The 13081-nt window shown below is 48.3% G+C and carries 10 protein-coding genes and 1 pseudogene; 3 read left to right on the forward strand and 8 right to left on the reverse strand.

Annotated features, from left to right (window positions below):
- Positions 1-33 precede the first annotated feature (33 nt).
- Positions 34-966, reverse strand: a complete 933-nt coding sequence (locus DVA44_RS24015; RefSeq protein WP_158002126.1) for a LysR family transcriptional regulator — start codon at positions 964-966, stop codon at positions 34-36.
- 260 nt (positions 967-1226) lie between these two features.
- Between DVA44_RS24015 and DVA44_RS24020 the strand changes: the two genes are divergently transcribed.
- Entirely contained in the window at positions 1227-2351 is a 1125-nt protein-coding gene (locus DVA44_RS24020; RefSeq protein ID WP_023279877.1) for an alkene reductase, read from the forward strand.
- A 95-nt stretch (positions 2352-2446) separates the two neighbouring features.
- On the forward strand, positions 2447-2755 hold the full coding sequence (locus DVA44_RS24025) for a helix-turn-helix transcriptional regulator (protein WP_032415288.1): 309 nt from the start codon (positions 2447-2449) through the stop codon (positions 2753-2755).
- Between the two features lie 546 nt (positions 2756-3301).
- On the opposite strand, the pseudogene DVA44_RS24030 reads toward DVA44_RS24025, so the two are convergent.
- The 6 genes and pseudogenes from DVA44_RS24030 to DVA44_RS24055 form a co-directional block, all read right to left on the reverse strand.
- Positions 3302-3990: pseudogene (locus tag DVA44_RS24030) on the reverse strand (IS3 family transposase); the annotation flags it as partial.
- A gap of 90 nt (positions 3991-4080) precedes the next feature.
- Positions 4081-4509, reverse strand: a complete 429-nt coding sequence (locus tag DVA44_RS24035) for a hypothetical protein (RefSeq protein WP_017384060.1) — start codon at positions 4507-4509, stop codon at positions 4081-4083.
- 3 nt (positions 4510-4512) lie between these two features.
- Positions 4513-6630, reverse strand: a complete 2118-nt coding sequence (locus DVA44_RS24040; protein ID WP_017384059.1) for a hypothetical protein — start codon at positions 6628-6630, stop codon at positions 4513-4515.
- Positions 6618-8354: a hypothetical protein gene (locus DVA44_RS24045; protein ID WP_103786860.1), complete on the reverse strand. Its 1737-nt coding sequence runs from the start codon at positions 8352-8354 to the stop codon at positions 6618-6620. Before DVA44_RS24045 ends, DVA44_RS24040 begins: the two co-directional genes overlap by 13 nt.
- Before the next feature lie 60 nt (positions 8355-8414).
- Complete coding sequence (locus DVA44_RS24050) at positions 8415-9383, reverse strand: IS5-like element IS903B family transposase (RefSeq protein WP_072196614.1); 969 nt, start codon at positions 9381-9383, stop codon at positions 8415-8417.
- 52 nt (positions 9384-9435) lie between these two features.
- Entirely contained in the window at positions 9436-10683 is a 1248-nt protein-coding gene (locus DVA44_RS24055; protein ID WP_007897923.1) for a site-specific integrase, read from the reverse strand.
- Positions 10684-11296: 613 nt separating this feature from the next.
- Here DVA44_RS24055 and DVA44_RS24060 point away from each other — a divergent pair.
- A complete protein-coding gene (locus DVA44_RS24060) occupies positions 11297-11932 on the forward strand; it encodes a hypothetical protein (protein ID WP_023279901.1) in 636 nt (211 codons plus the stop codon).
- 27 nt (positions 11933-11959) lie between these two features.
- On the opposite strand, the gene DVA44_RS24065 is transcribed toward DVA44_RS24060, so the two are convergent.
- Positions 11960-13012: a phosphoadenosine phosphosulfate reductase family protein gene (locus tag DVA44_RS24065; protein WP_012477420.1), complete on the reverse strand. Its 1053-nt coding sequence runs from the start codon at positions 13010-13012 to the stop codon at positions 11960-11962.
- Positions 13013-13081: the final 69 nt, after the last annotated feature.

Here is a 13081-nt window from a genome sequence, read left to right on the forward strand (position 1 = left end):
TAACGAAATTTCTGGTTCGAACTGCTCATCCTGCTACGTAAACCGCTCATTCTTAAAATCCGGAGCACAGCAGGTTATATTGCTTTTGCCTTTCTCATGTAAGGTGTCGGTATTATCTTTACCGGAGCCTGTAATGGACATTATTGGAATTATCATGTCGGCGGGAAAAGCCTCTGACCAGTCCTCAAGCACCCGACAATAGTGTCCCGCCTCAATCCCCGCCAGGGCAGAAGACTCCGGCAGGTAGGCCAGGCCGTAGCCATCTTTTACTGCCTGAAGCATTGGATAAATGCTTGAAAAAGTAAGCTGCCCGTCCACTTTTTTCACAATCTCCCCCTGCCTGACAAATTCCCAGCCATACAGCGGGCCTGTGGGTGACAGACGTATATTGATGCAGTCATGTTTTTCCAGCTGAGAGGGATGTAGCGGCAGACCTCTTTCTGCAAGATAGGTGGACGATCCAATGACGACAAACCGTATGTCCGGTGCGATTCGGACGGCCACCATATCCTTTAATATGTCATCACCAATTCGGACTCCGGCATCAAAATTGCCCTCAACAATGTCGACAAAACCGTTCTGCTGCGACATTTCCACCTTGATATCCGAATATTTTTTTAGTAACGGTGACAATCGTGGCCAGAGACATTCATGAATCATGTGATCTGATACCGTAAGTCTGACCAGCCCAGCCGGTGTATGGCGCAGTCTCTGAAGAGCTGTCACGCCCGCTTCAATGCGCGCAAGACCGGGTTCAAGCGTCAGTAATAATTGTTTACCGGCTTCGGTGACAGCCACCCGCCTGGTTGTACGCATAAGTAACGGCATGCCAACGCGCTCCTCGAGACGACGTATCGTGTGTGAAAGCGTGGATGCCGAGATCCCGAGGCGGACAGCAGCCCGTGAAAAACTGCACTCCTGTGCTACTGCCATGAATGCAACATAGTCATTAAAATCGTGACGCATACCGTTCCCGTTCAGGATCTCCGATAACATTATCAGAACCATTTAGGTTCATGATGCCGATTCTGTGAGCCATCAGGCAACCCCCCCGTTCCGCTCATCCGATCATAATTTTTATAAATCTAGATATTGGTAAATCTCAATATGTGGAATAAAGTGTCGTGGTTCTGCGGCTACATCGGCCGAACGACGACATGCCAGGTCGTAAATGCTGAGACATGGCGTTTCAGTGATATTGAAAATTCGCTATATCAGGATATGTAATGAAGACGAAAAACCTGTTCTCTCCCACCAGACTAGGTCCCTACACCCTGAAGAATCGTGTTGTACTTCCGCCTTTAACCCGCTCACGGAGCTCACAACCGGGTGATATTCCGAACGAACTGATGGCTGAATATTACGCACAGCGCAGCAGTGCCGGGTTTATGGTGACCGAAGGAACACAAATCGAACCTCGTGGGCAGGGTTATGCGTGGACCCCGGGGATCTACAGCTCACGGCAAGTGGAAGGCTGGAAGAAAGTGACGCGGGCAGTGCATGAAAAAGAAGGCATCATTTTTGCCCAGCTCTGGCATGTCGGAAGAGTATCCCATAACTCCCTGCAGCCATGTAACGCCTCGCCTGTCGCTCCGTCGGCGATACCGGCAGGGGAAAACGTTAAGGTATTCATCGAAACCGGGCCGGGAGAGGGTGCGCTGGCTACCGCTTCCTGCCCCCGCGCACTGGAAAAAGAGGAAATTAGTGAGATTGTCAGGATGTACGCCGGGGCAGCTCAGAACGCCCTTGATGCCGGTTTTGACGGTGTGGAAATTCACTGTGCAAATGGATACCTGGTTAACCAGTTCATGTCATCCCATAGCAACAAAAGAGAGGATGAATATGGTGGCTCATTACATAACCGGCTGCGGTTTCTGCGCGAAGTGACGCAGGCTGTCGCTGATGTGGTCGGTAAAGACCGTGTGGGAGTCCGTTTTGCTCCGCTCTTTCAGACCACGGATGAAGTAAGGGTCTATCTTGGCCTGGTGGAAGATGATCCCCATGAAACCTATACCGAAGCCGTTAAAATTCTTGAAGAAATCGGAATAGCCTATATTTCTCTTGCTGAAGCCGACTGGGATGATGCTCCCGAATTGCCTGAAGCATTCAGAGCTGAAGTCCGTAAGTTATTCAGCGGTGTAATTATGTATGCCGGGCGATATACGCAAGAAAAAGCCGAACGGATTATCGGTGCTGGCTGGGGAGACATTATCGGATTTGGCCGCCCGTTCATAGCTAATCCGGATTTACCGCAGCGCCTTTATCATGAATGGCCACTGAATCCGGTCGATCCAACAACCATGTATGGTGGAACGGCAAAAGGCTACACAGATTATCCCGCCTTTGGCTAACCATTCTTATGAGCATCAGCTTTTCAAAAGCTGATGCTTAACGTAGAGAAGTATCGTAACATTGCAATTCCTCAATGCGACAAGTGACAGAGTTTATGCCTGATATTGATTTGAATGACGTGATTAAGGCGCTGGGAAACCCTGTTAGAAGAAAAATTCTGCATATGCTCAAGGAACCGAAAATACACTTCCATCAGCCTTATGCTGATGCGGACGAGTTCGGTGTGTGTGTCAGTATCATTCAGGAAAAGGTCGGGCTCTCACAGTCTACCGTTTCTCTTTACCTCTCAGCTCTTCAACGGGCACAACTTGTTACTTCTCAGCGCATCGGTCCCTGGACGTACTACAAACGTGACAATGATAAAATAAGGGTTGTTCTTGAGTTGCTGAAAAATACAATCTGATACAGGACTGAGCACATTCAGTGTAACAGTACCGGGGGTTCGTACTTGCGATCCCGGCAGGCATTCCATGAAAGCGCACTAATTCCTCAATATCAGGCTGCAGACCGGTCATAAGAGGCTAATAGTTTTGCAAAATATCCACCAGTTTGGGTCAAATCACTCTGTCGGTTGGTGTGCATACTCGGTGCAAGGACCTGCAGATATTTAAGATGGCGGATAGCTTGTTACAGTGCCGCTGATGACATTCCGACCCTGTTGCCGTCCGGGTAAGATAATACCTCTGACAGCGGTCATAAAAGCCCAACATAATTGTCTTTCGAGCCATATATTAATCGCTCATCGCGCTCTCTTTTTCGAAGAGGTGTCACTTAATCATGATCGGTCAGTACAAAAAGACAGTGCTTTTCCAAATTCCGGACGGTTGTATGCGAAAACGGTGAAGCTCAACAAATGGTGTCATCGCTGTGCAATGCTCTGCGGGCTCATTCTTTCAGTTAACTGTTTGGTTACAGCTTCAATGAAGTATTTCAGTTAATTCACAGCGAGGGTTTGAGGAAACCACGCTGTGATTACCCAACGCTCATCCGGAGCATCCGGATTGAACTGTCGCTGGAGCTTGTTGGGCGACACGATACTGGCCTCGCCTTTACATGCCCTCGGGCTCCGGTATCCGACCTGAGCCTTTATCCCGACACGTTTCATCAGTCGCCAGACTCTGTTCACTCCGCACTGTTGCCCGCTGTCCCGCAGATCCAGATGGATTTTGCGATAACCATAGACGCATCCCGATTCCAGCCAGAACTGTTTAATCTGTCCTGTCAGTCTCAGGTCTGCCTGATGGCGTTGTGAATGCGGCTGCTGAAGCCAGGCGTAAAAACCACTGGGATGTTCATCCAGCACCCGACAGAGCAGGCGAACAGGCCAGCAATAGGTGTTGTCACGAATAAAGGCGTACCTCAGTCGGACAGCTTTGCGAAGTACGCCGCGGCTTTTTTTAATATGTCCCGTTCGTCGGTAACCCGCTTCAGCTCTTTCTGAAGACGGCGGATCTCGGCCTGAGCATCTGACTGTTCTTTATTAGTGGAAGAATCCGGACCGTAGTTCTTTATCCAGGCGTAAAGGCTGTGGGTGGTGATATCGAGACGCGTTGCAACGCTGGCAACAGAATAACCGCGATCAACAACCTGTTTGACTGCTTCAATTTTAAACTCTTCAGGATAACGCTTACCGCTCATGGGCACCTCTCTTTAAGTCATCTTAAATGACTCTGAGGTGTCTGTTAAACCTGTGGCGATTCACCTCGCGTCCTTCCGTTCAGTATAGCCTCAGTCCCTGACACCACCCGAGAACGGAATGACGTCCCCTTTCTCCCTCCCGGTGTTGCGTTCAAGCTCCCTGACATACTGCTGTAAAAGTATAAGGTTATGTAACAGCTCTACATTTTCAGCCATCATCTTTTTGATTTCTTCCCTCAGCTCATTTCTCTGACGGCGATACTTTTCTTTCAGCTTGATCTGCTGCTCAATGCCCTGCTCATCAACCGGCGCGGTGCCCTGGCACGTTTTTTTCAGACTGCGGATAGCCTCCCTGACCTGCCTGTACTCAGGACAGTTATAATTCAGGGTGCCGTTTGCCAGCCCCGCTCGTTTTTCCACAGCATACTGGCTGATACGCTCCCCTGATAACATCAGTTCCCTCAGGGCCTGCTCTGCTCTTGCCTGTGTTTTTTTAACCCCCGACTGTTCGTTCGTCATGCTCTATTCATCCTTTTCAAAAAAACGGACAGCATCTGCATAAAAATCTCTCTCAAGCATCAGAAAATCCCTGTCAGCCTGAGGAGCATTATTTCGCACGGCAATCTCCAGAAGGTTGTCATAATGAGCCATCCTGCGTTTCCACACGGGAACAGAATCAGCTCCGGCCAGCATGTTCTCACATCCCGGATTGCAGGACGCTGACTGAACAACCGCCTTAAACTCGCAGTCATGGCCATTCATGCAATAAAAACCGTTTCCAAGAGATACCAGTTTTTGCCCGCCTCGTTTAGCCATGCTCATCGCTTTTTTCAGTGTAGGAAACGTCATCTGATGTAAGTGCCCACCTCTCTGGGACATCAGTAACTTCCCGCCTTCGCCATAAAGCAGGCCTTCATGCTGATAAGAAACAGCCCTGGAAGCTGAGAGTTCGGTATCAACCCTCTCAATCTCGGCAGCGAATGCCTGAGGGATCGCCCGGCTAAAATGCGAAGCGTTGAGTGCACCGGACATATACCACTCCGTCATGCCTCTGATTAAGTGCTTAAACTGCCGGATAAGATCATTAGTAGAAATCAGATCAAGACGCCTGAGGTGTACAGCAAGTGAACGGCGAAACTGATGGGTTCGCAATGGCCAGAAAGCCCCCTCCCGAATCTCCATCGCAACGCGTTCATCATCACGTATGTTTGGATTTAAAAGCCTGAACTCATCAATATGGTCACGTCGGATGAACAGATGGTGTCTTTTCACAAATTTCTTTGCCCACTCAGTCTGGCGCTGCGTCCCCATAAAAGAGAGTTTTTGCTCCGAGAACCACGACCTGATATTTAAAGACAATGGAACATTGTCCAGCGTCTTCCCGTCCAGGCCTGTCATGATTTGATTAATTCTGCGTAAATGCTGAAAAGGCTTTTCCACATAGCGACAAACAACCCAGTCTTCGTGACTTCCACCTTCCGGGGCGAACTTATGCAACACCGAACGAAGTCCCAGGATATCACCATCATAAATCAGTGAACCGTGCATCACGCCAAGCACTTCGCTGTGTCTCATCCCCGACATGGCCTGTATCACATTCATGACTTTTAACGTCAGCTCAAAATGCCAGGTGTTCAGCTTTATGTGATCAACGCCAATAAAATCAGATCTCCAGCGCTTATTTTTATGTACCGAGAACCAGCCCTGCATCCCGGGGCCAAGTGTCGCGAAAAGCGCCCGAATTTCCCCGGCAACAATATTGTAGTAATACGCGGCCCGGTAATCCGGTATGCTTTTTGCTGTCCCTCTTTTACGGGCTTCCAGCATCGACGTATAGTAAGGCGAATCATAAAAACCGTTTATGATAGCGCACAGCCGGGAAAACCCGTCAAAATCGAAATCACTGATTTCAGCATCCAGTTCAGTAATCAGCCCTTCCCAGACAGACATCATAAGACTGAAAGGCATACAATATGTCTGGTTTGAATCATCCACACTGTTGTAACTGTCGAAGCTAATATCAGGAAAGTAACCGTATTTTCGAAGACGGGTATGACCTGTCAGCGAGATATCCGCCAGGTCCATAAAGTAATTACGTAATGTTCTTTCAGAACGCTTCCTGCCGTGCTCATCCTCCTCCTTCATCTTTACAATGAAAGCATTCCGGACAAGCGGAAAACGAAGCTGAAACAGACTGCGATACCCCATAGACTCAATAATACGGGCTCCCGCCACAATGTTTGCACATTTCCGGATCAGGGACTGCGTCTTCGCGGTCCTGCCGACAATCCAGAGCAGGCTGGCTGAGATGATTTTGGCTTCAAGACGCAGTTCAGGATCCCGTATGCCTGAAAAATTAACGGTTCTTAACGTTTCACCAATATGGGTTCTGACATAGCGATTGGTCCAGACATCATCCCTGAAATAAATATTCAGCGTCTCCTCATTGATAAAACGCATATCATGTTCATCTGAGCTGGCGATAACCAGGCAGTTATTCAGACGTTCAAAGCTTTTGTTTTCTAGTGCCTCACAGATGATATCCTCAGTCGGAAACTCATCCCCTGAACGAAGCGGCGTTCCGGCAGGAAACTCCGCCATTCGACTACGGCTTACCTCTTTTTTCTTCAAATCTGCCATACCGGAGCCACACCTTCTCGCTGAAGTTTAACGCGCGCTTTTTTCAGGATCGCCTCATCTACCAGCCCAAGCCGTAAATCAATCTTCAGGAGTAACGTTTCATAACGCTCCACAGCATTGACCGAACCGATGTACAACGGTTTTCCATACTCGATAGCATGCCTGAATGACAGCAGGAGCCATACAGACTCCAGCGTTTCCACAACGCAACTTTTTGAACATTCGACACAATGAGAAAAATCCGCACAAGCCTTTGGTGTCCGGCCAAATCGTTTTTGCTTTTTTATAAAGCGCAATTCAATATCTGTAGGCGGCTCCTGCGATCGACATCCCAGGCCATTCAATAAAAGATCCACACCCTCATCGCTTCCACGCAGATCGATCCCCAGCTCATCAGCAACTTTTACCCGCTCGGATAACGCACGTGTCGCAATCCCCTGATTCATAAGCGTATCAAGTGCAGCACTGAAGTTTTCCTTCGCCCCCTGTGGGTTACCTGCAGCATAATTCCGCCTGTAAGTGCCCCAGTTATGCTGTGCTTTTTCCGCCGTAATCAGACCATTCTTTAATGTTCTGTCCGTATACTGCTCAGACGTTTTGCGCAAGCCAGAAACGGTAATTGATGGAAGCGAGGGATTAAGCTGCCGCATCGTGGCCCACGCCCCCTCAGAGTTAGAAAATTTAGTCAGATGACTGGGATTAAGAGAATAAAGCTTACGGAATTTCACCTGCGGCTCACTCAGAAACAGCGCCTGTACCGGAGGGAAGTTATCTGCGGAAACCAGATAGTTAACGATGTCGTCCCTGAGCCTGATAAAAGACAGAAACCAGTAATAGCCCGCACGTTTGGTCACATACTCCGATTTACCTATCGTCAGACGTATATACTTATTCGCTCTCCCCTTATAAACATAATCAGTGCTGATACCCTTTTCATCCAGATGTATATCATCCCGCGTCAGACCCAGAACCTGAGAGGTGTTTCCCCATGTGTGGTAACAGAACAGAAAAAAAGAAGTAAGAAAGTAATTTTCCAGAACGTCCCTGATGATGATCTCTGCCCTGCTGACCCCGTTCTCTCCCGGATACCGGAAATACGCTTCATAAACAGGTGCCAGCAAAGACGGTGAGAAATGCCGCACCCCTTTTTCCGATTTAGCGATATGCTCCCGGATACATCCCGCAAGGAACTCATTCATGGATGACAACTGCCTCAGGATCTCGGAAAGTTCATTCCTGGTATAGCTATCCCTTCCCTGCTGCTGATACGTTCCTTTCGGTAAGAATTCATATTCATACCGCCTCTGAATCTGCCCGCCCGTAAGCAAAAACCGGTTGACCACGGACAAGTAGTGTCTTGCCATCCTGACTGAAATTTTTCGCCGACGAATATCGTTCATGAGATGTTTAATATACATTTCAACGCCTTCAGCCGTGCCATAGTCATACTGATTGACTGACTGCCATATAAAAAACATATTGAGATAACGGAAAATGGTTAACCTTCCGGCGGGACGGTAAGACAGAAGAAATCGTTTCAGAGAGGCAATAAAATCGCGTTTTTCAGGGCGGGCAAGATGCGAATGTTCACTAAACCATCCGGGGAGCAACACATAATCTGAAAAATGAGCCTGAAGATAAACGTCAAGTAAATAATATCGGTTCAGATCCCGCTGAGTGATGTGTCCGCTGACCGTCTCCCATGACAGCACATTTTCGGCCATCCACGGGCTTTGTTGAATAAATCAGATTTCGGGTAAGTCTCCCCGTAGCGGGTTGTGTTTTCAGGCAATACGCACGCTTTCAGGCATACCTGCTTTCGTCATTTTGTTCAGCGCTCGTACCAGGGCCATAGCCTCCGCAACCTGACCATCGTAGTCACGCAGCGTCAGTGAACCCCCGAACAGCTGTTTTACCCGGTACATCGCCGTTTCCGCTATCGAGCGACGGTTGTAATCTGTTGTCCATTTCCACCGCGCATTACTCCCGGTCATTCGCTGATTAGCCACTGCACGGTTACGGTCTGCATATTCACCGGGCCAGTAACCCGCACCTTTTCGGGGAGGGATAAGCGCGCTGATTTTCTTATGCCGCAGTTCATCGTGACATAGCCGGGTATCGTAAGCGCCATCGGCGGCGGCTGACCTGATTTTCCGGTGGGTTTGCCGGATTAACCCGGGGAAGGCCTCTGAGTCCGTAACGTTGTTCAGCGACAGGTCAGCGCAGATGATTTCATGTGTTTTACTGTCAACGGCGAGATGCAGCTTACGCCAGATACGGCGGCGTTCCTGGCCATGCTTTTTGACTTTCCACTCGCCTTCACCGAAGACCTTCAGCCCGGTGGAATCAATTACCAGGTGTGCGATTTCACCCCGGGTGGGCGTTTTGAAACTGACATTAACCGACTTTGCCCGCCTGCTGACACAGCTGTAATCCGGGCAGCGTAGCGGAACGTTCATCAGAGAAAAAATGGAATCAATAAAGCCCTGCGCAGCGCGCAGGGTCAGCCTGAATACGCGTTTAATGACCAGCACAGTCGTGATGGCAAGGTCAGAATAGCGCTGAGGTCTGCCTCGTGAAGAAGGCGCTGCCGACTCATACCAGGCCTGAATAGCTTCATCATCCAGCCAGAAAGTTATGGAGCCACGGTTGATGAGGGCTTTATTGTAGGTGGGCCAGTTGGTGATTTTGAACTTTTGCTTTGCCACGGAACGGTCTGCGTTGTCGGGAAGATGCGTGATCTGATCCTTCAACTCAGCAAAAGTTCGATTTATTCAACAAAGCCCCATCCACGTTATCTGCGTTTCACTCCGGCTCATATATGGCTCCATCGCGACCTGCAGCACCGTCAATCAATGCGTCCATGACCCCGGCGACTGCATCAGAAATCTGGTTTTGCTGAAGAAAGACGATGTATTTCATCGTCGTATTTTCGCTTTTATGGCCCATCCAGTATTTTACTGTACCCAGCGCATTTGCGGCCTGATCGGGATAGCAACTCAGTGCCGAGCGTAAAAAATGGGTCGCAAACGTTGCCCGCAAATCATGGGGTTTATGTCTGAACACATTTCCCGGAGCAGACCGGGCCAGGCGATGGCGAAAACTGTACCAGCGGGAGTAAAAGGCTTTTTCAGACATCCGTTTCCCGTTTGCCATTAAAAATAAAGGCTCGTGCCGCCCTTCCCCACCCTGTCGTGCACGCCATTTTTGGATCTTCTTTTCATACTCCTCATCCGCCAGATAATCCAGAACCTGCTCGTACAATCGTCTGGTGATGAAGAGTTCTCGCGTCATCCCAAACTTCGTATGAACTCCGCATCTCGGACCAATATGAAGCCCCCTGATGGTCAACTCAGATACAGGGACACTGGCAAGGTACTCTTCAGTAAAGAGTGACGACGGCAGGGTCAGCATTTCATCCAGCCGTAACCCACAATTTTTCATCAGCACAATCATTAAACTGAACAACCCGGACTCAGATTTCAGTGCCTCATCCAGGATATGAACCTCTGCATCATTCAGTGGGTTGATTGTCCTTTTTGTTGTGCTGGTTATCCTGATGGCAAGATCCGAACTTATCACCTTGCGTCGCCCGTCAACGACTTTTTCGACCAACGTAAAAAATGAGCTGGCAGCCAGCTCACCACACTTGCCCAGAAATACGTAAAACCGTCGGATAACGCTGATGTACACCGCCGCGGTGGATGAGGCGATGCGCCCCTGCCTTACGGCCCCCAGAAGATACTCCCTGAAGCCATATGTAGGGCTTTGGTATTTCAACGTTCCCGGGGTGAAAGGGTCAAGTCCGTTATCCTCCAGCCACCTTATCCAGCGTAAAAATGCCCGGGCTAAAGGCTTTAAATCCCTGGCCTGCAGGATAGCTTTATCCATAAGATAAAAGTGTACATATCGGCTCAGTTTTCGATTCTGGATGCCGCTAATATAAGGTATTTCAGCATACAGAAATCCGGGTTCAAATTTCAGTTTCGGCTCTGTTGCATCCAGTTTGCTGACACGCCCATAACGCGCATGAATGTTAGTGATTATCCTCACAGTCTGTCGCCCTGAAACGCCACCTCATGCCTACACTATAAATCCGGAAGAAGAAAAAACAAACAACCAGGTTGCCGGGAGTGAATATGCAAATCAGGAGGAAAGTAAAAGATGTAACGACACCATCACGATGCAATACATTGACCTCAACACGTTACCCGGACCATACGTGATAAACATCACAAATCCTTTGAGTGAAGAACTTAAGATGTGATTTTCATTTCCCGGCACAAACCGTGCCCTTAAAAAACAGGCAACGGATACATCTTAATGCCAGAAGTAAACCTTAATTGATTGAATACAGCCTGAGTCCATTGCAAAAATAACACACAGGGTAAATTCGCATATACAGAACCCAACGAAAAGCAAAAGAAACCTGTAACACATTTCGTTTACCTGTCACTTTCAATTGTAAAAGCCAGCAGAAAAAGCGCATATAACTATATTTATCCCTGCGGGGACTTTTGTTTGTGCTATATATTTTTTACAGAGAACCGCAACGCGTCCAAACACAAGAATATATTTACCTCTGGAAAATGGTCTGACTCCCTTTCACGTGGTTGTAGTGACCTGTTCTGTGATTCATGTAATGTCTTTTCTGGATGAGGAAAATATGTCATCACTGATATTTTATACAGACGAAGCACAAGCACTGATTGTAACAGATACCCTTGCCGTCACCGATAATGGGGAGCCGTTATCTTTTGTTTCCAAAGCAGGTTACATCCCCCAGCTAAGAACCATCATAGCAGGTACGGGGGCAGGTGGATTTTCTAACACCTGGTTGCTTGAAGCATCAACCAGAATGGTCGTATCAGGTATACAAAATCTCAATTATCATACATCGGCCTGTCTAAGGAGGCTGTGGAAACAATACAAGCATGACCATGCAATTCCCTCTTCTTCAACGGTGACAACCAGTGTTTATCAGTTCGCAATTTGCGAGGAAACAGGAAATATCGTTTCGTTCGCCTATCGCTCAGTCCATGATTTCGAATCAGAGCAATTACAATACGGAACAGGAGTAAAACCTGAGTGCCAAATCCTGGATGGGGATTTGTTGCAGACAATTCCTGTAATGATGAATGAACAAAGGGCTATACAGGCGACATACTCACACCCGGAACGGATCCATATTGGCGGTGAGATGATTGCGCATTATCTGACATCATCTATGTATCAATGCTTTAAGATTGGGGAATTTGAGGATTTCAGAACTCAGGGAGAGTATATATTGAGCAGGATTTAGGCAAAACGCGGTTCAGATAAAGTGCTTTTAACAGGCTTGCTGAACATTAAAAGGATATCTCTCAATTACGATGAATAGCTTGAATTCTAAAAATAGAAAAGTAGAGTTTAACTCTAAATACATAAAAACAAGAGTAAGCGAGCACCCATATCGAGCCCCACAAGCTGATGTTCGAGTGGGTTTCTCCGGCGACCAGATACACTCCCCGGTGGCGTCTTTATAAAGCGTTGCCAGGCTGAAGTTATCCGGCATAAAGCTTGGTAAAGGGAAGCGTGATTCGGAACCACAGGCCATCAGAAAAGACCAGATGTCCTGAGTGCGCCACTCCTTTACCGGATAGAGTTCACCACCGTGCTCAGTCAGGGTTACTTTCCTCGCCTGCCCTCCCATTTTGAGGATATTTCCGGCCCTTCGGGCACTTTCATCATCCCTGGAGCCCAGCATCAGGCATACCCTGCTTCGAACGGATGCCGGGGCGTTTTTCAGGTAACGAGCTTTGGCCTGGCGCAGGGGCGCGATTTTGTAGTCGGTTGAGCACTGTCGGGTAGAAGAATTAGTCCAGGTCGGAAGTCCGCGCCCAGTCAGAATGCGGCCGACCCAGCTCTGCGTAAGAGACGGTCGGGCGACAAGGACTGTGACCGGTAGCTGGTGTTCAGCAATGAACATTCTGAGCTGGTTGAGAACCTGTGAAGCCTGATAGTGCATCTCAGGGTTTTCGATCAGCGTATCGGACATCTGAATGAAATGATGTTCGCTGATATTTGTGCCGTTACGTACTGCCCTGATCAATGCCATCAGAAACAGGTGCAGAAGAGAATGGGAGTCTTTGCCGCCACTGTATCCCACGCACATTGTCCAGCCGTCCGTAATAGCCTGATAAATAGCAGATGTGGCTGACATGACCAGAGAAGAAAGACTCACAGTCTCCTTTTCATCGGTATAGTTCAGATCGGCATCGGTTGTCAGGGTCTCCCAAACATCCGCCCATTTATCATGTTTCAAAATGGCAGCATTAGCCGCCTCAGGAAAAATAACTTCTGAGGATAATTCAAGGAATGAGTCGCTTTTTTCAATAAACATATATTTTCCTGAACCACGGTATATGCTGCATCACTGATATTATTAGAACTTTAAAATAACTACAGCGCA

Origin of the sequence: Leclercia sp. W17, assembly GCF_003336325.1 — a bacterium.
Taxonomy (GTDB): domain Bacteria; phylum Pseudomonadota; class Gammaproteobacteria; order Enterobacterales; family Enterobacteriaceae; genus Enterobacter.

Coding starts and splice junctions, on each gene's coding strand:
- DVA44_RS24015 (WP_158002126.1), bottom strand. CDS start 966: ATGCGTCACGATTTTAATGACTATGTTGCATTCATGGCAGTAGCACAG.
- DVA44_RS24035 (WP_017384060.1), bottom strand. CDS start 4,509: ATGACGAACGAACAGTCGGGGGTTAAAAAAACACAGGCAAGAGCAGAG.
- DVA44_RS24065 (WP_012477420.1), bottom strand. CDS start 13,012: ATGTTTATTGAAAAAAGCGACTCATTCCTTGAATTATCCTCAGAAGTT.
- DVA44_RS24040 (WP_017384059.1), bottom strand. CDS start 6,630: ATGGCAGATTTGAAGAAAAAAGAGGTAAGCCGTAGTCGAATGGCGGAG.
- DVA44_RS24025 (WP_032415288.1), top strand. CDS start 2,447: ATGCCTGATATTGATTTGAATGACGTGATTAAGGCGCTGGGAAACCCT.
- DVA44_RS24060 (WP_023279901.1), top strand. CDS start 11,297: ATGTCATCACTGATATTTTATACAGACGAAGCACAAGCACTGATTGTA.
- DVA44_RS24020 (WP_023279877.1), top strand. CDS start 1,227: ATGAAGACGAAAAACCTGTTCTCTCCCACCAGACTAGGTCCCTACACC.
- DVA44_RS24045 (WP_103786860.1), bottom strand. CDS start 8,354: ATGGCCGAAAATGTGCTGTCATGGGAGACGGTCAGCGGACACATCACT.